17 protein-coding genes, 2 tRNA genes and 1 pseudogene are annotated in these 21,905 nt (G+C 69.3%); 10 read left to right on the forward strand and 10 right to left on the reverse strand.

What is annotated here, in order from left to right; translation table 11 throughout:
• Positions 1-46: 46 nt before the first annotated feature.
• Positions 47-1,519 (reverse strand): aldehyde dehydrogenase family protein, encoded by a 1,473-nt coding sequence (locus QFZ52_RS01760; RefSeq protein WP_307495909.1) that lies wholly within the window; start codon positions 1,517-1,519, stop codon positions 47-49.
• Positions 1,516-2,784 (reverse strand): amino acid deaminase/aldolase, encoded by a 1,269-nt coding sequence (locus QFZ52_RS01765; RefSeq protein ID WP_307495910.1) that lies wholly within the window; start codon positions 2,782-2,784, stop codon positions 1,516-1,518. The genes QFZ52_RS01760 and QFZ52_RS01765 overlap by 4 nt, the downstream gene beginning before the upstream one ends.
• 106 nt (positions 2,785-2,890) lie before the next feature.
• Between QFZ52_RS01765 and QFZ52_RS01770 the strand changes: the two genes are divergently transcribed.
• From QFZ52_RS01770 to QFZ52_RS01780, 3 genes and pseudogenes are all read left to right on the forward strand, one after another.
• Entirely contained in the window at positions 2,891-3,829 is a 939-nt protein-coding gene (locus tag QFZ52_RS01770; RefSeq protein WP_307495911.1) for a LysR family transcriptional regulator, read from the forward strand.
• 45 nt (positions 3,830-3,874) lie between these two features.
• Entirely contained in the window at positions 3,875-5,191 is a 1,317-nt protein-coding gene (locus tag QFZ52_RS01775) for a D-arabinono-1,4-lactone oxidase (protein WP_307495912.1), read from the forward strand.
• Between the two features lie 42 nt (positions 5,192-5,233).
• Positions 5,234-6,478 (forward strand): annotated as a pseudogene (locus QFZ52_RS01780) (MFS transporter); the annotation flags it as partial.
• Between the two features lie 59 nt (positions 6,479-6,537).
• On the opposite strand, the gene QFZ52_RS01785 reads toward QFZ52_RS01780, so the two are convergent.
• Together QFZ52_RS01785 and QFZ52_RS01790 are read right to left on the reverse strand one after the other, a co-directional pair.
• Positions 6,538-6,611: transfer RNA gene (locus tag QFZ52_RS01785), tRNA-Arg, on the reverse strand.
• A 227-nt stretch (positions 6,612-6,838) separates the two neighbouring features.
• Positions 6,839-6,912: transfer RNA gene (locus QFZ52_RS01790), tRNA-Arg, on the reverse strand.
• A gap of 264 nt (positions 6,913-7,176) precedes the next feature.
• Here QFZ52_RS01790 and QFZ52_RS01795 point away from each other — a divergent pair.
• A complete protein-coding gene (locus QFZ52_RS01795) occupies positions 7,177-9,006 on the forward strand; it encodes a phosphoenolpyruvate carboxykinase (GTP) (RefSeq protein ID WP_307495916.1) in 1,830 nt (609 codons plus the stop codon).
• A 265-nt stretch (positions 9,007-9,271) separates the two neighbouring features.
• On the opposite strand, the gene QFZ52_RS01800 is transcribed toward QFZ52_RS01795, so the two are convergent.
• On the reverse strand, positions 9,272-10,177 hold the full coding sequence (locus QFZ52_RS01800; protein WP_307495917.1) for a LysR family transcriptional regulator: 906 nt from the start codon (positions 10,175-10,177) through the stop codon (positions 9,272-9,274).
• Positions 10,178-10,249: 72 nt separating this feature from the next.
• Between QFZ52_RS01800 and QFZ52_RS01805 the strand changes: the two genes are divergently transcribed.
• Positions 10,250-11,296 (forward strand): EamA family transporter, encoded by a 1,047-nt coding sequence (locus QFZ52_RS01805; protein ID WP_307495918.1) that lies wholly within the window; start codon positions 10,250-10,252, stop codon positions 11,294-11,296.
• Between the two features lie 171 nt (positions 11,297-11,467).
• Complete coding sequence (poxB, locus tag QFZ52_RS01810; RefSeq protein ID WP_307495919.1) at positions 11,468-13,192, forward strand: ubiquinone-dependent pyruvate dehydrogenase; 1,725 nt, start codon at positions 11,468-11,470, stop codon at positions 13,190-13,192.
• 106 nt (positions 13,193-13,298) lie between these two features.
• On the opposite strand, the gene QFZ52_RS01815 is transcribed toward poxB, so the two are convergent.
• Positions 13,299-13,832 carry a CGNR zinc finger domain-containing protein gene (locus QFZ52_RS01815; RefSeq protein WP_307495920.1) on the reverse strand — a complete coding sequence of 178 codons (534 nt, stop codon included), beginning with the start codon at positions 13,830-13,832 and terminating at the stop codon, positions 13,299-13,301.
• A 25-nt stretch (positions 13,833-13,857) separates the two neighbouring features.
• On the opposite strand from QFZ52_RS01815, the gene QFZ52_RS01820 reads away from it, so the two are divergent.
• Positions 13,858-14,058 carry a hypothetical protein gene (locus QFZ52_RS01820; RefSeq protein WP_307495921.1) on the forward strand — a complete coding sequence of 67 codons (201 nt, stop codon included), beginning with the start codon at positions 13,858-13,860 and terminating at the stop codon, positions 14,056-14,058.
• A gap of 66 nt (positions 14,059-14,124) precedes the next feature.
• Here the strand turns inward: QFZ52_RS01820 and QFZ52_RS01825 are convergent, their stop codons facing one another.
• Positions 14,125-14,733, reverse strand: coding sequence for an NAD(P)-dependent oxidoreductase (locus QFZ52_RS01825; RefSeq protein WP_307495922.1), 609 nt, complete (start codon positions 14,731-14,733; stop codon positions 14,125-14,127).
• 89 nt (positions 14,734-14,822) lie between these two features.
• On the opposite strand from QFZ52_RS01825, the gene QFZ52_RS01830 reads away from it, so the two are divergent.
• Positions 14,823-15,200 (forward strand): winged helix-turn-helix transcriptional regulator, encoded by a 378-nt coding sequence (locus QFZ52_RS01830; RefSeq protein WP_307495923.1) that lies wholly within the window; start codon positions 14,823-14,825, stop codon positions 15,198-15,200.
• Between the two features lie 22 nt (positions 15,201-15,222).
• Here the strand turns inward: QFZ52_RS01830 and QFZ52_RS01835 are convergent, their stop codons facing one another.
• The 3 genes from QFZ52_RS01835 to QFZ52_RS01845 form a co-directional block, all read right to left on the reverse strand.
• Positions 15,223-15,837, reverse strand: a complete 615-nt coding sequence (locus QFZ52_RS01835; RefSeq protein ID WP_307495924.1) for a dihydrofolate reductase family protein — start codon at positions 15,835-15,837, stop codon at positions 15,223-15,225.
• A 130-nt stretch (positions 15,838-15,967) separates the two neighbouring features.
• Positions 15,968-17,425: an amino acid permease gene (locus QFZ52_RS01840; RefSeq protein WP_307495925.1), complete on the reverse strand. Its 1,458-nt coding sequence runs from the start codon at positions 17,423-17,425 to the stop codon at positions 15,968-15,970.
• Between the two features lie 216 nt (positions 17,426-17,641).
• The gene (locus QFZ52_RS01845) at positions 17,642-19,057 is read right to left on the reverse strand and encodes a phosphomannomutase/phosphoglucomutase (RefSeq protein ID WP_307495926.1); all 1,416 of its coding nucleotides are present in this window, start codon (positions 19,055-19,057) and stop codon (positions 17,642-17,644) included.
• A 69-nt stretch (positions 19,058-19,126) separates the two neighbouring features.
• On the opposite strand from QFZ52_RS01845, the gene QFZ52_RS01850 reads away from it, so the two are divergent.
• Entirely contained in the window at positions 19,127-19,549 is a 423-nt protein-coding gene (locus QFZ52_RS01850; protein WP_307495928.1) for a DUF6157 family protein, read from the forward strand.
• A 158-nt stretch (positions 19,550-19,707) separates the two neighbouring features.
• The gene (locus QFZ52_RS01855; RefSeq protein ID WP_307495929.1) at positions 19,708-21,870 is read left to right on the forward strand and encodes a RecQ family ATP-dependent DNA helicase; all 2,163 of its coding nucleotides are present in this window, start codon (positions 19,708-19,710) and stop codon (positions 21,868-21,870) included.
• Positions 21,871-21,905: the final 35 nt, after the last annotated feature.

Raw genomic sequence — 21,905 nt, forward strand, 5'->3', positions numbered from 1 at the left:
CGGTCAGTTCAAATAGTTCTTCACGCGTCCCGTGCCGCTGTGACGATCAGCGACGGCGGCCGTGCACCAGCTTCACCAGACGCCCCATGAGCCGGACCTGCCAGGCCTCGCGCCGGAAGGAGAGCACCGGCACCGGGAGCGGGAAACGCTGCCGGGCCACACTGTGCGGACGGGCGAACTCCCGCAGTCCGTCGGCCCCGTGGATCCGGCCGAACCCGGAATCGCCGGTCCCGCCGAACGGCAGGGCCGGAACCAGAGCGAAGGACATGACGCTGTTGATGGACGTCATGCCGGCCCGCACCCGGCGCGCGATCGCCTCGGCCTGACCGAGGTCCCTGCTGTAGACCGCGCTGCCCAGGCCGTACACGCCCGCGTTGCTCTTCTCCACGGCCTCGTCCACGGACCCGACCCGGGTCACCGTGAGCGTGGGGCCGAACGTCTCTTCCCGCACGGCCTCGCTGTCCTCCGGAACGTCCAGCAGGATGACCGGTTTCACGAATGGCGGCGCCACGGACTCCTCCCCGCCGGCCACGGCCCGTCCGCCGTCCGCGAGGGCGGCCTGGATGTGCCGCAGCACGGTGCCGGGCTGGCTGGGCATCGTCAGCGGTCCGATGCGGTCCGCGTCGCCGGGCCCCGCCGTGACGGTGTCCGCGATCCGGCGGAGCTCCGCGACGAACTGGTCGTACACGGGGGCCTCCACGTACGCGCGCTCCATGCCGATGCAAGTCTGCCCGGCGTTGCCCCACGCGCCGAAGGCCACATCCTGAGCCGCGGCGCGGACGTCGGCGTCGGCGGCGATGATCGCGGCGTCCTTGCCGCCCGCCTCGATGACCACCGGGGTGAGGGTTTCGGCGCACGTCGCCATGACCTTCTTGCCCGTGGCGGTGGAGCCGGTGAAGGCGAGCTTGGAGACCCCGGACCGGCACAGCGCCGAACCCGTGGCGCCCAGCCCCGTCGCGAGCTGAAGGACCGGCAGCTCCGGCACCGCACGGTGGAAGGCATCGACCAGCCAGGAGCCCACCGCGGTGCTGTATTCGCTGGGCTTGAACACCACGGCGTTGCCCGCGGCGAGGGCGTAGGCGATCGACCCCATGGGAGTGAACACCGGATAGTTCCACGGGCCGATCACACCCACCACGCCCAGCGGCTGGTACTCGACACTCGCCGCCAGGTTCGCACCGAGGACCCCGGGCCGCACCGAGCGCTTCCGGAGCACCCGCTGCGCATTCCTCGCCGCCCAGTCGATGTGCTCGACGGCGGCCATCACCTCCAGCCGGGAATCATCCACCGGCTTCCCGGTCTCCTCCCGCATGAGCCGCGCGAGCTCGTCCAGGCCTGCCACCACGACGTGCTTGAACGCCTGCAGACGGCGGAGCCGGCCGTCGAAGCCCAGCCCGCCCCACCAGTCAGCCGCTTCCCGCGCGCGGTCGACGGCGGCCGCCACCGCGCCGTCGTCGTCCGCAGGAAAGGTGGCCACGACGGCGCCGGTGGCGGGGTTGAGGGAATCGAACGTGCTCATCCGAGGAATGCCTTTCCTTCGCCGCGGTAGCTGGGGACGGATGCCACCAGCCGGTCGCCGTCCACCACGTGCAGGGTGTCGACGTGTTCACAGAGTTCGCCGGCCTTGGCGTGCCGGAACCAGACCAGGTCGCCGAGGGACAAGGTGTCCGCGGCGGGCCCGTGGACGGGGGTCTGGACTTCGCCGGCGCCCTCCGTGCCCAGGAGTTTCAAGCCGGTCGGCCAGACGGGGCGGGGCAGCCGGTCGCGTCCGGACGGGCCGGACGCCACCCAGCCCCCGCCGAGCACCGTGGCGAATCCCGGCGCGGGCTTGCGGACCACGGGCAGGGCGAAGAAGGCGGCGGGTTCCGGGTGGAAAGCGCGGTAGCCGTCGAAGAGCGCGGGGGCGTAGAGCCCGGACCCGGCAGCGAGTTCGGTGACGGCCGCTTCCGCTCCGGTGGTCTCGAAGCTCCCGGTGCCGCCACCGTTGACGAATTCGAGGGGCGAGCCGGAGGGCAGTTCCCGGCGCACGGCGTCCACGGCCTCGGCGCGGCGCGCGGCGAGCTCCCTCCCGGACAGGGCATGCAGTGCGCGGATCTGGGCGCGGTGCAGAGCGGAACCTGAGGCGTCCCCGAGTCCGGCGATCTGCCCTTCGTAGGACATGATCCCCACGAGCCGGAACCCTGGCCGCCGGACGATCTCGGCGGCCACGGCGGCGGCGTCCTCGGGGGTGTGGACGGGCGAACGCCGCATGCCCAGATGCGCACGGCCCCCCGCCAGGCGCAGCGACGCATCCAGGTCCAGGCACAGTCGGAGCGGTGCGTCCGGTCCGGCGAACGGGGCCAGGAGATCCAGCTGCTCCACCGAGTCCACCATCAGCGTGACGCGCTCGCGAGCAGGGGCCGAGTGGGCGAGGGCGGTCAGGGCAGCGCGGTCGGCGGTCGGGTAGGCGACGACGACGTCGTCGAATTCCTCGGCCAGCCACAGCGCCTCCGGGAGGGCGTAGGCCAGGATGCCCTGGAAGCCGGGGAGTTCCAGGACGGCCCGCAGCACGGCGCGGCTGCGGATCGACTTGCTGGCCACCCGGATCGGCTTTCCGTGGGCCCGCCTCAGCAGGTCCGCGGCGTTCCGGCGGAGTGCGGGCAGGCTGAGGACGGCGAAGGGCGCCTCGAGGTGTGCGGTGGCGCGGTTCAGGGCGGCGAAGCCTCCCGCGCCGGTGAAGCCGTTCCGCCCCGCCGCGGAGTCCTCCAGGGCGAGACTGAAGGGAGGAGCGGTGCTGGCGGACATACTTCGACTGTGACACGTCGCACACGGTCCAGGGAAACACCCGGGCGGCTCCGACTCACATCTAGCTGTTGTCAATCGCGGGATCCGCTTCCAGAATGAGGGGGTGATGGACGTCAACACCCGCCGCCTCCGCTACTTCGTGGCCGTGGCCGAGGAACTGCACTTCAGCCGGGCGGCGGCCCGGCTCTTCGTCGCCCAGCAGGCGCTCTCGAAACAGATCCGGGAACTCGAAGCCGAGCTGGGCGTCACCCTTCTGAACCGGACGACCCGGCGCGTCGAGCTGACCGAGGACGGCGAGCATTTCCTCGAAGTGGCCAGGGGAGTGCTGGAGGCCTGGGACGACGGGCTCCGGCGGGTCCGGCTGGCGAGCCGCGCCGGCCAGCGGGTGCTCCGGCTCGGCTTCGTGGTGGGTTCGGCCCTGGAACTGACGCGGCCGATCCTGGCGGAGTTCGCGCGGCGTCATCCGGATGTGGAACTCCGCCTTCAGGAGGCGGCCCTCAGCGACCCGAGCTGCGGTCTGGCCGACGGCAGCAGTGACCTGGCGATCCTCCGTCCGCCGCTCTCCCTGGCCGGGCTGCAGCGCCTGCCCCTCTTCGTGGAACCCGTGGTCGCCTGTCTCGCCTCGAGCCATCGGCTGGCGGACCGGACCATGATCTCGCCGACCGAGCTGCTGGACGAGCCGCTCACCGTCGGCGGAGGGCACGACGCCGCGTGGCGCGGTTTCTGGTCCCTGTCATCCTTCCGGACGGAGGGGCATCCGGCGCGGATCGTGGAGACCTCCTCGCCGACCGAGGAAGCGGAGCTGGTGGCCAGCGGGGTGGCGACGGCGCTCACCGGCGCCGCGATGGCGAGATATCTGGTCCGTCCGGGTCTCGTGTACGTGCCGGTGGAGCCGCACCCGGGTTCGGAGGTCGCGCTGGCTTGGCGCGAGGACGCCCCGAGTGAGGTCGTCTCCCTGTTCGTGCAGGTGGCGCAGGACGTGCGCGACGCCGAACGGGAGCTGGTCCGGACCATTGAGCATCCGGTGGTTGTGAATACTCCCTGATCCAGTGTTTGTGCTCCAGCTCACCTCGGCGTGAGCATGGAGGCCATGTGGAAGAACTGGGCCGGAGATCAGGCCTGCACCCCGGCGAACCTCGTCCAGCCCGCTTCGGTGGAGGCTGTCCAGGAGTCCGTCCGCGATGCGGCCCGGCACGGGCAGGGCATCCGCATGGTCGGCGCCGGACACTCCTTCGGCGACAACGTCCTGACCTCGGGCACCCTGCTGTCCCTCGACCGGCTGAGCGGCCTGCTCGGCGTCGACCGTGAGGCGGGGACGGTCCGTGTCGCCGCCGGGACCAGGCTGCGCGACCTCAACCGGCTGCTGGATGGGCACGGCCTGGCCCTGGCGAACCTGGGGGACATCGACAGCCAGTCGCTCGCGGGGGCGATCTCGACCGCCACGCATGGCACGGGCCGGACTCTCGGCAATCTGGCGACCTGCGTGGAGGACGTCGAACTCGTGACGGCGGAGGGTGAGGTGCTGCAGGCATCCTCCGCCGGGCCGGACGTCCTGTCCGCCGCCCGGGTCTCGGTGGGGGCGCTCGGGGTGATCACGGCGTACACCCTTCGCGTGGTGCCCGCCTTCACCCTGCAGGGTGTCCAGGAGCCTGCCTCGCTGGAGGAGACGCTCGAACGTCTCGATGAGCACGTGGACGGCAACGACCACTTCGAGTTCTTCACCTTCCCCCACAGCGGCACCGTGCTGGCCAAGAGGACCAACCGCGTCGCGGACCCCGTCCCGGGGGACGCCGGTCCCGCTGCTGGCCCCGCCCAGAGCAGGTTGCGCTCCTACCTCGAGGGTGAGCTGCTCGAGAACACGGCACTGGACCTGGTCTGCCGACTGGGCCGCGCCCGCCCCGGGCTGATTCCCCGGCTGAACCGGCTGGCGACGGACCTGGTCACGCCGACCTCCCGGACGGGCGTCAGCCACGAGGTCCTGGTGAGCAAGCGGAGTGTCCGCTTCACGGAGACCGAGTGGTCCCTGCCGCGTGAGGCCTGCGTCGAAGCCCTCACGGAGATGCGGCGGCTGGTGACGGCCCGGGGCCTGGACGTGAACTTCCCCTTCGAGGTCCGCTTCGTCGCGGGGGACCATGAGTCCCTCCTGAGCCCGGCCTACGACCGCGAGAGCTGCTACATCGCCGCCCACATGTACCGCGGCATGCCGTGGCAGGAGTTCTTCACGGCCGTGCAGGATGTCGCCCTCTCCTACGGAGGCCGGCCGCACTGGGGGAAGCGCCACAGCCTCTCCGCCGCGCAGCTCGCGGAGCTGTATCCCCGCTGGGACGACTTCCAGCGGGTCCGCCGGGAACTCGATCCGGCCGGTCTGTTCGCCAATGACCACATCCGCCGCATCTTCGGCGCCTGATCCGGCACCCGACATGCGACCCCTAAACCCGAGTCCCGACATCCCGAGGAGAAGGACATGAGCCAGCCGGCTGCCGTCGTGCGATCCGGCGGGATGACCACGCAGAGGGTGGCGACTGCCGCCGCCTTCTTCCTGCAGGGTTTCCTCTTCATCACGATGACCACCCACCTGCCGCAGATCCAGGGGCTCTTCGGCCTGGATGCGGCCACCCTGTCCTTGGTGCTCCTGGGCATGGTGGTCCTGGCGGGCGCCGGTTCGGTGCTCGCGGGGCAGCTCGCCCGTCGGCTCGACTCCGCCCAGGCTCTGCGGGTGGGGCTCGGGCTGATCGGCGCCGGCGCGATCGGGGTGGGTCTGGCTCCCGACCTGCTCCTCTTCTGTCTGTTCCTGGCCGTCTACGGGATCGGACTCGGCACCGTGGACGCCTCGATGAATATGCAGGGCGTGGCGCTCGAGCACCGCTTGCGCCGCACGTTGCTGCCCGGTTTCCATGCGGCGTGGACCGCCGGCGGGATCGTCGCGACGCTTGCGGCGCTCGCCTTCGGGGAGGCTGCGCTGTCGGCGTCCGTGACCCCTTTCGGGGTAGTCGCGGCGGTGGCGACCGCGCTGCCGTTCCTGCGCCGGGACCGCGGCGCGGAGACAGGGTCCGAAGCCGCTCAGGTGAGCATCCCGTGGAAGCGGCTGATGGTGGTGGGCCTGGTCCTCGTGCTCTTCTACATGGTGGACACCGCCGCTTCCACGTGGGGCCCGGCCTATCTCCATGACCTCTTCGGCACGGGCCTGGGCAATGTGGCCGTCGCGACCCTGCCGTACCTGGTGGCCTCGCTCCTGGCGCGGCTCGCGGGGGACTGGGCCGTCGGACGGTTCGGAGCGGTGCGGCTCCTGCGCGCCGCCGCCGTGCTCTCGGCCGCCGCGCTCGCCGTCGTGGTCCTGGCCCCGGACGCTGCGATCGCGGTGCTGGGCTTCGCGGTCCTGGGGTTCGGTGCAGGCATCATCGCGCCGCTGTCGTTCTCCGTGGCGGGGTCGATCGCCGCGCTGGGCCAGGCCGGGAGCGGTGGCGCCGACGACCCGGTGCGCCGTGCCCGGGTGGACTCCGTGATCGCGCGGTTCAATCAGTTCAACTACGTGGGGGCGCTGCTGGGATCCGTGCTGACGGGACTGGTGGGGGCCGACTCGCTGCGCCTCGGTTTCGCGCTGCCCCTCGTGCTGGTTCTGGCGATCCTGCCGCTCGCCGGTGCTTTCCGGGAATCCGGCGCCGTCCGCGAAAGCAGCGCCTTACGGGAAAAGTGAGGCGGGAACGCGAAAGCCCCGGTCCGTGGACCGGGGCTTTCGCGTATTCATCTTCTCGGTGCGCCCAAAGGGATTCGAACCCCTGACCTTCTGTTCCGTAGACAGACGCTCTATCCAGCTGAGCTATGGGCGCATGTTTCTTCCGGGAGATTTCCCGTTCGAACCTCGAAATACTTTACCCGAAAACTTCTCAGGATGCACGACGGCGTGCGGACGGTCCGGGAAGGGCCGGGTTCCGGGGGAGCGGCGGGTGCGGGCCGAGCAGGTGCGCAGCGGCGGCAGCGCGCGAGGAGCGCGCGCATCCGGGCACGAAAAAGCCCCGGTCCGTGGACCGGGGCTTTCGCGTATTCATCTTCTCGGTGCGCCCAAAGGGATTCGAACCCCTGACCTTCTGTTCCGTAGACAGACGCTCTATCCAGCTGAGCTATGGGCGCTTGGCATCATTCCGGAAGCGACTTCCGGTTGAACCTTCATAAACTTTACGGGAACTTCTGGCGGCTTCCAAATCGACGGCCGGTGACGCCCCGCACATGTACCGGTCTACGTGACCTTAATCACAAAAACGAGCGAAAAGAGTGATTCGACCACGGAAAACGTCCCGGAAGAGGCTCCGTCGTCAAATATTGCTGAAAATCCGTCCAGTGGTCCATACCTACGATTGAGACACCCGCCCAGGAACCCATCGAAAAGGACTCACTATGGGAAATCTGACGACGTCTCGCCTGACAGCTGACGCCCCCACCACCCACCAGAAGCTTCTGGCCTGGGTCGAGGAAGTGGCAGAACTGACGCAGCCGGACTCCATCTACTGGGTGAACGGTTCCGAAGAAGAGTACGCACGCCTGACCACTGAACTGGTCGAGGCCGGCACCCTGGTCCCCCTCAACCCGGAGACCTTCCCGAACTCCTTCGCCGCCTTCTCCGATCCGGCCGACGTGGCCCGCGTGGAAGAGCAGACCTTCATCTGCTCCGAGAAGGAGGCCGATGCCGGCTTCACCAACAACTGGATGGCCCCCGCCGAGATGAAGGGGAAGCTCAACACCCTCTTCGCCGGCTCCATGCGTGGCCGCACCATGTACGTCATCCCGTTCGTCATGGGTCACCTTGACGCCGAGGACCCGAAGTTCGGCGTCGAGATCACCGACTCCGCCTACGTGGTCGCCTCGATGCGCATCATGGCGCGCATCGGCACCGACGTGCTGGACAAGCTGACCGCCACGAACGCGTTCTTCGTCCCCGCGCTGCACTCCGTGGGCGCTCCGCTGGAGCCCGGTCAGAAGGACGTCGCCTGGCCGTGCAACCCGGACAAGTGGATCGTGCACTTCCCGGAGGAGCGCTCGATCGTGTCCTACGGTTCCGGTTACGGCGGCAACGCGCTGCTGGGTAAGAAGTGCTTCTCCCTGCGCATCGCCTCGGTGATGGCCCGGGACGAGGGCTGGCTCGCCGAGCACATGCTGATCCTCAAGCTCACCAGCCCGGAGAACAAGGACTACCACGTGGCGGCGGCCTTCCCGTCCGCGTGTGGCAAGACCAACCTCGCGCTCCTCGACCCCACCATCAAGGGCTGGAAGGTCGAGACCCTCGGCGATGACATCAACTGGATGCGCTTCGGCAAGGACGGCGAACTCCGTGCCGTGAACCCGGAGGCCGGCCTGTTCGGCGTCGCTCCGGGCACCGGCTGGGGCACCAACCCCAACGCCATGCGCGCCATCGCCAAGGGCAACAGCATCTTCACCAACGTCGCCATGACGGACGATGGCGGTGTCTGGTGGGAGGGCATGACCGACGAGACCCCGGCGCACCTGACCGACTGGCAGGGCAACGACTGGACCCCGGAGTCGGGCCGTCCGGCAGCGCACCCGAACTCACGCTTCTGCACCCCGATCGACCAGATCGACATGCTCGCCGAGGAGTACTTCGCTCCCGAGGGCGTCCAGGTCGATGCCATCCTGTTCGGCGGCCGTCGCAAGACCACCATTCCGCTGGTGACCGAGGCCCGTGACTGGACCAACGGCATCTTCATGGGCTCCACGCTCTCCTCCGAGACCACGGCCGCTGCGGCCGGCGCCGTCGGTGTGGTGCGCCGCGATCCCATGGCCATGCTGCCGTTCATCGGCTACAACGCCGGTGACTACCTCAAGCACTGGATCTCCCTGTCCGCCAAGGCGAATCCGGAGAAGCTGCCGAAGATCTTCCTGGTCAACTGGTTCCGCCGCACCCCCGAGGGTGGCTTCGCGTGGCCCGGTTTCGGTGAGAACTCCCGCGTGCTGAAGTGGGCCATCGAGCGCATCGAGGGCAAGGCCGACGCCGTCGAGACCCCGATCGGTTTCGTGCCGACGGCCGGCTCCCTGGACACCGACGGCTTGGACGTCTCCGCCGAGGAACTGGACGCCGCGCTGGCGTTCCGCCCGGAGGAGTGGGAGGTCGAGGCCGCGAGCATCGAGGACTGGTACGCCAACTTCGGTGAGGCCCTTCCCGCGGACCTCCGCGCGGAGCTGGACGGGCTGAAGAGCCGCCTCGCTTCCTGAGTGAACCTCCACGGCCTGTAAGCCGTGCCGACGCCAAGACCCCCGGAACTCCGGGGGTCTTGGCGTTTCCGCGTTGAGGCATCCGGGCCGTGGTGTTTTTTGGTGGTCCTGCTTCTAGGTGGTCCGCTGAAGTCGCTGTTCCCGGGCTGAGTCCGCTACGCGCGGCAGCGAGGTGAGACATCCCGCAGCGAGGTCAGCGGCGACGACGGCGGCCCGCCGCGCCGTGCTGAGCGCCGTCCGCCCGTGCGGCCGCGCGCCGTCGTGCTCACGCCTGCGCGGAGCCTGCCGCTTCGTGCAGGAGCCGGACGAGGAGCTGAACCCCCGGGCTCGCGGACATGGTCTGCCGGTACGCCGCGGAGACCGAGCGGTGGGCCTGTTCTCCGGCGAGAGGCCTGGCCACGACCCCGGCGGGCAGCGCGCCCCGGCCCAGGCGTGGCACGAACGCGAGCGCGAGCCCCTGCGCCACGAACTCCAGATGGGTGGCGAAGTCCGGGTCGATGTACGCGATGTGCGGGGTGACGCCTTCGCTCGCCAGGAGCCGGAGCAGTGCTTCATGGCAGATCGCCCCGCGCGGCTGCGAGCACCAGGTCTCCCGCAGCAAGGCGGCGCGGGGAACGGCGTCGAGCGCGGCCAGTGGATGCGTGGAGGGCAGCATGATGTCCGCGACGTCGTGGCAGAGCGGCTCCAGCAGGACGTTTCCGGGGATCTCCAGGGCCACCGAGTTCCAGTCGTGGACGATGGCGAGGTCCACGTCTCCATGGGCCACTTTGCCGACCGCCTCGGCCGGATCCACGGCGACCACTTCCAGGCGCATCTCCGGCGCCTTCTCGGCCAGACGGGCCGCGACGCTGACCAGCAGCCCGCGGGCCGCGGTGGAGAAGCTGGCGACGGTGAAGGTGCCTTTCGGCTGCTCGCCGGCGGTGAGGATCGACTCCATCTCTTCGAGCTCGGAGAGGATCCGGCCACCGTGCTCGACCAGGGCCCGGCCGCGCTCGGTGAGGAGCACCCCGCGGCCATGACGTTCCAGGAGCACGGCTTTCGAGTGGCGTTCGAGCTTTTTGATCTGCTGGGAGACGGCGGAGGGGGTGAAGCCGAGTTCGACGGCAGCGGAGGCCACGCTGCCCGTCCGATGGACCGCGACGAGGGCCTGGAGCGCCTGGAGATCGATCATGCAGAAATGCTACCGAATCAGCGATAGAAATCAACGCTGGTGCTAAAGACTCCCCCGCGACAGGATGAGGAGGTGAAAACCCGTCATGTCCTGCTGGCCCTGCTCGTCGCACTGATCTGGGGCGTCAACTTCGTCGCCATCGAGGCCGGCCTCCGCGATGTCCCGCCCCTGACCTTCGCCGCGCTCCGCTTCGCCCTGGTGGCGTTCCCTCTGATGCTGTTCGTCCCGCGGCCGCGGGTCCCGTGGTGGACCGTGGTGGGCGTCGGGCTGTTCATGAGCGCGGGGCACCTCGGCTTCATCTACCTGGCGATGCACCTGGGCCTGCCGTCGGGCCTGGCGCCGCTCATCCTGCAGAGCCAGGTCCTGTTCACCGTCCTGCTGGCAGCGGTGTTCCTCGGGGAACGGCCGGGCCGGGTCCAGCTCCTGGGGATCGGCGCGGGGGTGCTCGGCCTGGGGATCGTGGTGCTGGGCCGGGGTGCCTCCGCGGACCTGCTGCCGCTGCTGCTCGGACTCGCGGGCGGTCTGTCCTGGGGCTTGGGCAATGTGGTGTCCCGCTCGGCGCGGGGAGCCAAGCCGTTCTCCCTGGTCGTGTGGTCCGCGGCGGTGGTCCCGGTGCCGTTGCTGGCGCTGTCGATGCTCCTGGACGGACCTGCCGCCCCGGCCCGGGCCCTGGTCGCGATGAGCCCGGTGGCCTGGGCGAGCACGGTGTTCACGGTCCTGATCTCGACCCTCCTGGCGTTCACGGTCTGGAACGGGCTGCTGCAGAAGTACCCCGCCGCGCAGGTGGTGCCGTTCACCTTGGTGGTGCCGCCGGTCGCCATGCTCGCGGGCTGGCTCGCCTTCGGCGAGATCCCCGGCCTCTGGGACCTGGTGGGCGGGGCGGTCCTGCTCGCCGGAGTGGCCGTCTCGCAGTCGGGTGGGACACTTCTGGCGCGGCGGGGCCGGACGAGGATTCGGACGACGACGGCGGCAGGTCCACCGACCACGGCAGCAGTGCCGGAAGCCGCTGCCGCGACGGCGGTCGCCACGGACCCGGTGCGGGCCTCCGCCGCTGCCGGGATCGCGGAAGTCCCGCCTCGCGCAGGCGACCGGACTCCGGAGCCCGCCGGACAGGGGTGACCTGCGAGGCCGGGGCCCCTGCGCTGGTTCACCTGCGCGCCGTGGCCGGGCCGCCGTCGTCGTGCGTCCAGCATCACGGAGTGTGGTGTCCAGCGCGTCACAGGGAACTGTGAGGAACGAGTCGCGTGGCCGGGGTTCCGTGCGACGTTACCGGGCCGTAGGGTCGGAAGCATGGCAACCATCGCAAAGAACATTGTCGACACCCTTGCCGCCAACGGCGTCCACCGCGTCTACGGCATCCCCGGTGACTCCCTGAACGGCTTCACCGACGCGCTCCGTGAGACGCCCTCGATCGAATGGGTGCACGTCCGGCACGAGGAGGCCGCGGCATTCGCGGCGGCGGCCGAGGCTGCGCTCACGGGCGAACTCGCCGTGTGCGCCGGCTCCTGCGGCCCCGGCAATCTGCACCTCATCAACGGTCTCTACGACGCCAACCGGTCCCGCGTCCCGGTCCTGGCGATCGCGGCTCACATTCCGACCAGCGAGATCGGCTCCAACTACTTCCAGGAGACGCACCCGCAGGAGGTCTTCCGGGAGTGCAGCGTCTACGCGGAGCAGGTCACCGATCCTTCGCAGATGCCGCGCATCCTGGATATCGCGATGCGGACCGCCATCGAGAAGCGGGGCGTCGCGGTGGTCGTGATCTCGGGTGACGTCGCGCTGGCGCAGGCGGCGAGCGAGGCCGTCTCGATCATCCGGAAGACCGAGCCGCGGATCGTCCCATCCGAGCCGGAACTGCGGGAGGCCGCGGGAATCCTGAACTCCGCGTCCAAGGTCACCATCCTCGCCGGCGCCGGTGTCCAGGGCGCCCACGAGCAGGTCGTGGCCCTGGCGGACGCGCTCGGCGCGCCGATCGTGCACGCGCTGCGCGGCAAGGAGTTCATCGAGTACGACAACCCCTTCGATGTCGGCATGACCGGTCTTCTCGGCTTCGCCTCCGGCTACCGCGCCATGGAGGACTGCGACGCCCTGCTCATGCTCGGCACCGACTTCCCGTACCAGCAGTTCTACCCGGACCACGCCAAGGTGATCCAGGTCGATGTGCGGGGTGAACAGCTCGGCCGCCGGACCCGTCTGGACCTCGGCCTGGTGGGCACGGTCAAGGACACGGCCCAGGCGCTGCTGCCCCTGCTGGAGCGCAAGAAGGACCGTTCGCACCTGGACTCGGCGCGCAAGCACTACGCCAAGACCCGGGCCAAGCTCGACGAACTCGCGAGCCCCACCCGGAAGGGCCAGCCGCTGCACCCGCAGTACGTGGCGCGGGTCGTGGACCGTCTCGCGGCCGACGACGCCGTGTTCACCGCGGACGTCGGCTCGCCGGTCGTGTGGGCCGCGCGGTATCTGACGATGAACGGGAAGCGGCGCCTGATCGGCTCGTTCAACCACGGCAGCATGGCCAACGCCCTGGTCCACGGGATCGGCGCCGCGGCCCTCGAACCGGAGCGGCAGGTCGTGGCGCTCGCGGGCGACGGCGGCCTGACGATGCTGATGGGCGAGCTCATCACGCTCACGCAGAACAAGCTCCCGGTCAAGCTGGTGGTCTTCAACAACTCCTCGCTGAACTTCGTGGAGCTGGAGATGAAGGCCGCCGGCTTCGTGAACTTCGGCACGGGCCTCTCCAACCCGAACTTCGCGGCCGTGGCCGAGGCGCTGGGCATCAAGGGCATCCGCGTGGAGAACGCCGACGACCTGGAAGGCGCGGTGCAGGAGGCCCTCGCGTACGACGGTCCGGCACTGATCGACGTCGTCACCGCGCGGCAGGAACTGTCCGTGCCGCCCGCCGTCTCGCTGGAACAGGCGAAGGGCTTCGCGCTGTACGCCCTGCGCACGGTCATGTCGGGCCGCGGCGACGAGCTGCTGGATCTGGCCCGGACCAACTGGCGGCAGCTCTTCTAACGGCCGCCGTCCGCCCCCATCCCCATCTCCGCGAGGGAACAGCTCATGCCCGCAAAGAGTCGTTTTGCGGGCACGAACTGTTCCCTCGCGGCGTCTGCGGCCTGAATCAGCGGCGGGCGGCGCGGTGCCGGCGGACCGCCGCGCGATTCGCGCAGCGCACCGAGCAGTACTTCTGGGTGCCGTTGCGCGAGACGTCGACGACGACGTTCCGGCACTCGCCGTCGACGTCCGCCCCCGCGGCGCAGCGGGACAGCCGGTGCATGCCGCGCGTCGTCAGGTGCAGGGCGGTGCCGACCGCGAAGACGGCTCTCAGGGTGCTCGGGAGGCCCTTGTCGTCGTCGCGGTAGTGGAGATGCCAGCCCTCGCCGTCGTGGTCCGTGAGATGGGGGTAAGCCGCTTCGTCCGCCATGATCCGGTTGAGGAGCCGCGCCCGCCCGGAGCCGTCGGCCGCGTCCACCACCTCGAGCCACTCGTCCAGGGCGACCCTGAGCCTGGCGTGGTCCCCGGGCTCCTCGGGGAATTCCATAGTCATCCCGAAGTGGCGTGTGCGGGACACGATGCCGTCGCGGTCGGCCGGCCAGTCGTTGGCGAGGGAAGCGGCCAGGAGGACGGCATACTCTCCGTAAGGGTTGAGATGCATAAGGCCATTACATCAGGCTGGATCCATGGACACCAGAACAGCGCTTCAACCGGCCGTGCAGGCCGGTCTCCACGAACACCTCTGGGCCGTCCGGTCCCGGCACTCCTCGTCCGATGGAGTGGTGCTCTACGAGCGGTGCGAGGACTGCGGCGCGTGGCGGATCGAGCTCCTGGAGGACCGTTTCCTCCTGCCCGAGGTGCTGCATGCCCCGCGAGGGAACAGCTGAGGCCCCTTCCCAGGGCGGGAAAGGGCCTCAAGTGTTCCCTCGCGGAAGCCGCGCAGGGGTGTGGACTCAGTTGGCGGCGTTGAAACGCGCGCGGCGGAACTGCGGGTTCTCGATCTCGTCGAGGGCGGCCACGGCGAAGTCCTGCGTGGAGATGAACGGGCCGGCGATGGAATCGCGCTCCACGTGGTACTTGCCGGTGCGCTCGCCCGGAGCGATCTCGGGGGCGGGGGACTGCATGGTCCAGTCCAGGCCTTCCGGTGCGGCCTCGTACAGGCCGAGGATGGTGGTGAAGCTCTGGGCTTCGGCGCGGTAGGCCTCCGGGAAGCCCATGGCGTCAACCAGGCGGGTGGTCGCGTCGGCCATGAGGGATCCGGCGCCGCCGACCACGTAGACACGGGCGTCCGGCTGGGCGTCGATGAGATCGCGGTGCGCCTGCAGGATGGGCTCGTGGGAGTCGCCATTGCGCGGGGTGGGGATGGAGATGACGACGACGTCGTTCTCCTGGGCGAGGCGCTCCAGGGTCGCGGTGTCGCTGAACTCGGCGGCGACGGCGGTGGCGCCCTCGACGTCGAGGCCCTGGCGGGTCACAGCGGTGACCTCGTGGCCGCGGCTGAGAGCCTCGTTGACGATCTGGCTTCCGACCATTCCGGTGGCACCGTAGACGGCGATCTTCATGATGTCCTCATTTCTGTAGCTGGCGTGCTGCTTGATGAATCAACAGTATCCATTGGAAAGCAAGTACTTCAACGTCATATAGTTACCTCATGGATACTTTGCCCTTCGACGTCATGGACCAGAACTGCCCCTCGCGCCTGGTCCTGCAGCGCATCGGGGACAAGTGGACCCCGCTCATCTTCCAGGCCCTCAAGGGCGGAGCGCGTCGTTTCGGGGAGATCCGGCAGGCCGTGGACGGCGTCAGCCCCAAAGTCCTGACCCAGTCCCTCCGAGCCCTGGAGCGGGACGGCCTGGTGGACCGCGAGGTCTTCGCCGAGGTGCCCGTCCGGGTCGAGTACCGGCTCACGCCCCTCGGCGAAGGCCTGCTGGGACCGCTGGATGCCGTGCGCATCTGGGCCGAAGCCCATGCGGGACAGATCCTCGCCGCCCGGGACGCGTACGACGACGCCGAGGCCGCCACGCTGTAGCGGATCGTCGGGCGGACGCCCGCTAACGCACCACCCGGTACCGGACGTGGGTGGTGAGGGGCGAACCGGCCGTCTCGACGATCTCCAGGCGGTAGCCGGAGGAGTCCTCCGGGAAGATCGACTCACCCGCACCGAGCACCACGGGGGCGATGTCCAGCGTGAGTTCGTCCAGCTCCCCGGCCTCCAGTGCCTGCCGCACGGCTGAAGCGCCACCCGCGATGTCGACGTCGCCGTCGCCGGCTTCCCGTGCGAGTTCCAGGGCGCGGGCGAAGCCTTCCGTGACGAAGTGGAAGGTGGTGCCGCCCTCCATCTCGATCGGGTCGTGCTCGTGGTGGGTCAGGACGAACACGGGCGCGTGATACGGCGGTTCGTCACCCCACCAGCCGCGCCAGTCCGGCATCGTGTCCCAGGAGCCGCGGACCGGGCCGAACATGTTCCGGCCCATGACGTAGGCGCCCCGGGGGCGGAGCAGGCGGGCGGTCCAGTCGGCGTCGACCTCGTGGCGTTCCTCTTCCGGTCCCATGTGCCAGCGATGCAGCAGGGGGCCGCCTTTGCCGAGTGGGTTCTCCAGGCTCTGATCCGGGCCGGCGACGAAGCCGTCCAGGGAGACGGACATGTGGGCTGTGGTGAAGGTCATGGGTCCATGGCATCACGGACGGGGCGTCAGGAGAAGAGGGGCGCGACGCCGAAGCCCTCCCGCGCGGCTCGCGCGGGAGGGCTTCAGGGCTTCAGGGCTTCAGGGCTGGTGGCCGGACGGCTGGGGCGCGTCAGGGCGCGTTGCGCACCGGGACCGGGGTGCTCGTGTCCTCGGCGGGATCGACGACCGGGAGCATGCCGGTCTCATCGACCAGCTCGATCCGGGTGCGGCCGGAGCCCTTGAGGAAGAGGAAGTACACCGCGGTCAGGACGGCGATCCACAGGGCGCCGATCAGGAGCGCCGGCTGGGAGTCCGGCAGGACGCCGATCATGACGATCACGAACACGATGAACCCGATGGCCAGGTAGCTGCCCATCGGCCACAGGGGGACCGGGAACTCGGACGGGAGCTTGCCGTCCCGCGTGATCTCCGCCTTCATCCGGACGTGGGAGAGGAGGATGACGAGCCACACCACCACGGTGGCGAACGTGGCCAGGGCGGCGATCAGGAAGAAGATCTGGTCGTGGAACCAGATGTTCAGCAGCACGCCCAGCAGGAGCGACGCGACCATCGCGAGGACGGTCAGGAACGGCACCCCGCTCTTGCTGGTCTTCATGAAGGCCTTCGGGGCCTGGCCCTGCTGCGCCAGGCCGTGCAGCATGCGGCCCGCGCCGAAGATGTCGGCGTTGATCGCGGAGAGGGCGGAGGTGATGACGACGGCGTTGAGCACGTGTGCGGCGCCGGTCAGTCCCAGCGAGCTGAAGATGGAGACGAAGGGGCTCGCCTCGCCGTTGATGGTGTTCCACGGCTGCAGGGTCATGATGATCCCGAGCGTCAGGATGTAGAAGAAGAGGATGCGCACGGGCACCGAGTTGATGGCCTTGGGGATGACCTTCTTCGGGTCCTGGGCCTCACCGGCCGTGATGCCGATGACCTCGGTGCCGCCGAAGGCGAACATGACGATGGTGAACGAGCTGAGCAGGCCCCAGAGGCCGTTGGGGGTCAAACCGCCGTGGTCCCAGAGATTGTGCAGACCGGCCGCGTTCTCGTGCTGGTTGTTCAGGCCGAAGACGATGATGGCGATGCCGCCCACGATCATCGCGATGATGGCCGTGATCTTGATGATGGAGAACCAGAACTCCAGTTCACCGAACACCTTGACGCTCACCAGGTTGACCGCCGCGATGATGAAGACGGCCGACAGGATCCAGACCCATCGTTCGACGTTCGGGAACCAGAATCCCATGTACACCCCGAAGGCCGTGACGTCGGCCAGGGCGACCACGAACATCTCGAAGACGTAGGTCCACCCCGTCAGGAAGCCGGAGTACGGGCCGAGATACCGGGAGGCGTACTGGCCGAACGAGCCGGCCACGGGGTGCCGGACCGCCATCTCACCGAGGGCGCGCATCACCATGAACACGACGGCGCCGCCCACCAGATAGGCGAAGAGGACGGCCGGGCCGGCGGCCTGGATGGCCGCTGAGGATCCGTAGAAAAGGCCGGTGCCGATCGCGGAACCGAGGGCGATGAAGCGGATGTGGCGGGCGTTGAGGCCTCGCCGCAGTCCGTTACTGGATGAAGTCATGGGCACGATCTCCTTTGAACGTGTGGGCCGTGAAAGCTCTCACACCAGGACATCGCACGCGGGCGACGCGGGAGGCCTTGTGACGGGTGACACTGTCCGGGATATCAGACGTGGGGTTTGTGACGACCGGCTGACATGCGAGTGGGGCCCGTTTCCGGGCCCCACTCGAGAGCTGTCGTCCGGCGGCGCGATGCGGTGCAGCACCGCGCTCCGGGGTCAGCGGCGGACGAGCGCCAGGACGCGGTCCCGGACCTTCGCCATGGTCTCGGCGTCCTTCGCCTCGGCGTTCAGGCGCAGGAAGGGCTCCGTGTTGGACGGGCGCAGGTTGAACCACCAGGAACCATCGGCGGCGCTGAACGTGCTGCCGTCCATGGTGTCCTCGGTGACGCCCTCGCCCTCGAAGTCGGCGCGGACCCGTGCGACGGCACCGGCCTTGTCCTCGATCTCGGAGTTGATCTCGCCGGAGGAGACGTACGGCTCGTACTCACGGGCCAGCTCGGACAGCGGGCCGCCCTGCTCGCCGAGGGCCGCCAGAACATGCATGGCGGCCAGCATGCCGGTGTCCGCGTTGAAGAAGTCGCGGAAGTAGAAGTGGGCGGAGTGCTCGCCGCCGAACACGGCGCCTTCCTCGGCCATGACGGCCTTGATGAAGGAGTGGCCCACGCGCGTGCGGACGGCGCGGCCGCCGTCGTGCTCGATGAGTTCCGGCACCGCGAGGGAGGTGAGCAGGTTGTGGATGATCACCGGGGTCTCCTCGCCGAGTGCCTTGGCGCGGGCGATCTCGCGGCGGGCGACCATGCCCGTGATGGCGGAGGGGGAGACCGGCTCGCCCTTCTCGTCGATGACGAAGCAGCGGTCGGCGTCGCCGTCGAAGGCCAGGCCGATGTCCGCGCCGTGCTCGACCACGGCCTTCTGGAGGTCCACCAGGTTCTCCGGCTCCAGCGGGTTCGCCGGGTGGTTGGGGAAGGTGCCGTCGAGCTCGAAGTACAGAGGGGTGATGTCCAGCGGCAGCGGGCTCAGCAGCTCGGAACCGAGGACGGCGGGGGTGGTCAGGCCGGCCATGCCGTTGCCGGCGTCCACCACGACCTTGAGCGGGCGGATCCCGGAGAGGTCCACCAACTGGCGCAGGTATTCGGAGTAGTCCTTGAGGACGTCACGCTCCGTGATGGCGCCGGTGGTTTCGACCGAGGGGATCACGCCGGCGGCCAGGTACTCCTCGGCGGCGTGCTGGATCTCCTTGAGGCCGGACTCGGACGAGATCGGCACGGCGCCCGCCTTGGCCATCTTGATGCCGTTGTAGGCCGCCGGGTTGTGGCTGGCGGTGAAGGTGGCGCCGGCCGCGTCCAGAGCGCCACAGGCGAAGTAGAGCTCATCCGTGGAGATGAGCCCCAGAAGCTGGGGGTTGGCGCCGCGGGCAGCCGCGCCCTCGGCGAACTTCTGAGCGAACTCGGGGGAGGACGGGCGCATGTCACCGCCCACCAGGATGGTCTGCCCTGCGAGGCCCAGAACATCGACGAAGGCGGCGCCGACGGCCTCCACGATCTCGGCCGTGATGGTCTCGCCCACGAGGCCACGCACGTCGTACGCCTTGAAGGACGGGGAAAGGTCGATGCTCTGCTGCTGTTCAGTCACTCGCTTAGTTTACGTAGACGCCTGAGATTTTTTCTTCTCCTGTGGATAACCACGCGGCACAATGGCCGTATGAAGACCGAGAACGGCCACACCACCAATTACCGGACCACCTTCATCGAAGTCGCCGAAGATTGCCCGGTCGTGTCCGCGGAGGTTCCGGCGGCTCGCGCGACGCCGACCGTGGCTCAACGGCAGTTCGAGCTCCTCGACGCTGCTCCGTACCGGTTGACCTCGGACGACGTGCTCTTCCAGGTCCACGCCGAACGGCAGGGGATTCCTCCGGAGGAGTGGCCCGAGGCGAGGGCGGCGTTCTTCTCCAGGGGCCAGCCCTGCCTGCGGGCCTCGCCATTGGGCAAGCGCTACGGATGGGGCATCCATCACGACGACGACGGCCGCGTCGCCCTCGTGCCGCTCGGCTCCGAGCGCTATGCGGAGCTCGCCGCGGATCCCGCCGTGCAGCACGTCCGTGCCATGCGGAGTTCGCGGGGCTGACAGGGGCCGGGGGTGGCCTGGGTCCGGGCTGATGTGGCGCTGTCGGTCGCTTTGCCGGTGCGCCGGTCTGGGCCGGTGAGTTCCCGGGGACGTGTCCTTGTCCACATACGGGACCGCTCGTGGTGGGGGCCGGGAGCCCGTGCGGAATACTGGGGACCATGGCTGAGACGAACGCGGTGCACACCCAGAGCAGGAGCTATCAGGAGGCCGTCCAGGTTCTGAGGGACCTGGTGAACAATCCGGATGCCGAGTTCCACGAGGGCCAGTTCGAGGCCATCGAGGCGCTGGTCGATCACTCGCGCCGGGCCCTGGTGGTCCAGCGCACCGGCTGGGGTAAATCCGCGGTGTACTTCGTGGCGTCCCTGCTCCTCCGGCGCCGTGGTGCTGGTCCCACACTGATCGTCTCGCCGTTGCTCGCTCTCATGAGGGACCAGGTCGAAGCGGCGGCCCGCGCCGGAGTCAGAGCCGTGGCGATCAACTCCGCCAACCAGCTCGACTGGGAGAACGTCTCGGCCCGGCTCGCGGCGGATGAGGTGGATGTTCTTCTCGTCTCCCCGGAACGGCTCGTCAATCCGGCGTTCCGGGAACGGGAGCTGCCCGAGCTGATCCGCCGAACAGGTCTGCTGGTGGTGGACGAAGCACACTGCATCTCCGATTGGGGCCACGACTTCCGTCCGGACTACCGGCGCATCGCGGACCTGATCCGGCAGCTGCCCGGCAACGTCCCGGTCCTGGCCACCACGGCCACCGCCAACTCCCGCGTGGTTCATGACATCGAGGAACAGCTCGGCACGGACGTGCTCACCATCCGCGGAACCCTGGGGCGTGATTCGCTGCGCCTGGGTGTCCTCAAGCTGCCGGACAACACCGCGCGCCTCGCCTGGCTCGCCGAGCACCTCAAGGACCTGCCCGGCAGCGGGATCATCTACACGCTCACCGTCTCCGCCGCAGAAGAGACGGCGCGGATGCTGTCCGAACGCGGCTACGAGGTGCTGTCCTACAGCGGGAAGACGGACACCGCGGAGCGCGAACTTGCGGAACAGCGGCTGAAGGACAACCAGGTCAAGGCCCTCGTGGCCACCTCGGCGCTGGGGATGGGCTTCGACAAGCCGGATCTTGGCTTCGTGGTCCACCTCGGCGCTCCCAGCTCGCCTGTGGCGTACTACCAGCAAGTCGGCCGTGCGGGCCGTGGCGGCGCCAATGCCGATGTCCTGCTGCTCCCGGGGGCGGAGGACCGCGAGATCTGGAAATACTTCGCCACGGCGTCCATGCCGGAGCAGGAGAAGGCCATGGCGGTGCTGGACGCCCTGGAGACTTCGCCCAAGCCGTTGTCCAGTCCCGCGCTCGAACCCCGGGTGGACCTGGGGCGCTCGCGGCTGGAGCTCCTCTTGAAGGTCCTGGCCGTGGACGGGGCGGTCGAGCGCGTGCAAGGCGGCTGGCAGTCCACCGGCAAGGGCTGGTTCTACGACGCCGAGCGGTACGCCCGTATCGCCGAGGCCCGGGTGCAGGAACAGGACCTCATGGTGATCTACCAGGAGACCGCCGGGTGCCGGATGGAGTTCATCACCTCCGTCCTGGACGATCCCGATGCCCACGCGTGCGGCCGCTGCGACAACTGCGCCGGGCCCTGGTACCCCAGCGGGGTCAGCCGTGAGGCGCTCAATGCCGCCGCGGCCGAACTGGACAAAGTGGGCGCCGTCGTCGAGACCCGCTCGTTGTGGCCCACCGGGATGGACCGGCTGGGCGTCCCGGTGAAGGGCAAGATCCCACCTGCGGAAGCCGTGGCCGAAGGCCGGGCGCTCGCACGATTGAGCGATCTGGGCTGGGGTGGTCCGCTCCGGGAGGTGCTCGCCGAGAGTGCGGAGGACGCGCCCGTGCGGGAGGACATGCTCCGGGCGTGCGTCGCCGTGCTCCGTGACTGGGGCCGCCCGGAGAACCGGGGCGCCGAACCCTGGAGCGGCCAGGATCGACCGCTGGCCGTGGTCGCGGTCCCTTCTCAGCGACGACCGCAGTTGATCGAATCCGTCGCCACCGGACTCGCGGAGATCGGACGCATGCCGTATCTGGGATCGCTGGGTGTGCGCCATTCGATGGGCGGCGCGGGCCGTCGCGGGAACAGCGCCTACCGTCTGGCCGAGGTGTGGGACCGCTTCGGCCCGACGCCTCAGATCGAGGAGTTCCTCGCGCAGAACCCGGGCGCGACGATCCTCCTGGTGGACGATTCGGTCGACACCCGGTGGACGGTCGTCGTGGCCGGGCGCTCGCTCCGCCAGGCCGGGGCCGGCGCAGTGCTGCCGTTCGTGCTCGCGCTCGCCGGCTGAACAGTGTCGGTCGGATCGGGCATCACGGCTGGGCG

Origin of the sequence: Arthrobacter woluwensis, assembly GCF_030816155.1 — a bacterium.
GTDB lineage: Bacteria > Actinomycetota > Actinomycetes > Actinomycetales > Micrococcaceae > Arthrobacter_E > Arthrobacter_E woluwensis_A.

What these genes read in the sequence shown, in the direction of transcription:
- QFZ52_RS01840 (WP_307495925.1), bottom strand. Translation starts at nt 17,425, where the DNA reads ATGACTTCATCCAGTAACGGACTGCGGCGAGGCCTCAACGCCCGCCAC.
- QFZ52_RS01855 (WP_307495929.1), top strand. Translation starts at nt 19,708, where the DNA reads ATGGCTGAGACGAACGCGGTGCACACCCAGAGCAGGAGCTATCAGGAG.
- QFZ52_RS01820 (WP_307495921.1), top strand. Translation starts at nt 13,858, where the DNA reads ATGGACACCAGAACAGCGCTTCAACCGGCCGTGCAGGCCGGTCTCCAC.
- QFZ52_RS01770 (WP_307495911.1), top strand. Translation starts at nt 2,891, where the DNA reads ATGGACGTCAACACCCGCCGCCTCCGCTACTTCGTGGCCGTGGCCGAG.
- QFZ52_RS01835 (WP_307495924.1), bottom strand. Translation starts at nt 15,837, where the DNA reads ATGACCTTCACCACAGCCCACATGTCCGTCTCCCTGGACGGCTTCGTC.
- QFZ52_RS01815 (WP_307495920.1), bottom strand. Translation starts at nt 13,832, where the DNA reads ATGCATCTCAACCCTTACGGAGAGTATGCCGTCCTCCTGGCCGCTTCC.
- QFZ52_RS01830 (WP_307495923.1), top strand. Translation starts at nt 14,823, where the DNA reads ATGGATACTTTGCCCTTCGACGTCATGGACCAGAACTGCCCCTCGCGC.
- QFZ52_RS01760 (WP_307495909.1), bottom strand. Translation starts at nt 1,519, where the DNA reads ATGAGCACGTTCGATTCCCTCAACCCCGCCACCGGCGCCGTCGTGGCC.
- QFZ52_RS01800 (WP_307495917.1), bottom strand. Translation starts at nt 10,177, where the DNA reads ATGATCGATCTCCAGGCGCTCCAGGCCCTCGTCGCGGTCCATCGGACG.
- QFZ52_RS01850 (WP_307495928.1), top strand. Translation starts at nt 19,127, where the DNA reads ATGAAGACCGAGAACGGCCACACCACCAATTACCGGACCACCTTCATC.
- poxB (WP_307495919.1), top strand. Translation starts at nt 11,468, where the DNA reads ATGGCAACCATCGCAAAGAACATTGTCGACACCCTTGCCGCCAACGGC.
- QFZ52_RS01795 (WP_307495916.1), top strand. Translation starts at nt 7,177, where the DNA reads ATGGGAAATCTGACGACGTCTCGCCTGACAGCTGACGCCCCCACCACC.
- QFZ52_RS01765 (WP_307495910.1), bottom strand. Translation starts at nt 2,784, where the DNA reads ATGTCCGCCAGCACCGCTCCTCCCTTCAGTCTCGCCCTGGAGGACTCC.
- QFZ52_RS01825 (WP_307495922.1), bottom strand. Translation starts at nt 14,733, where the DNA reads ATGAAGATCGCCGTCTACGGTGCCACCGGAATGGTCGGAAGCCAGATC.
- QFZ52_RS01775 (WP_307495912.1), top strand. Translation starts at nt 3,875, where the DNA reads ATGTGGAAGAACTGGGCCGGAGATCAGGCCTGCACCCCGGCGAACCTC.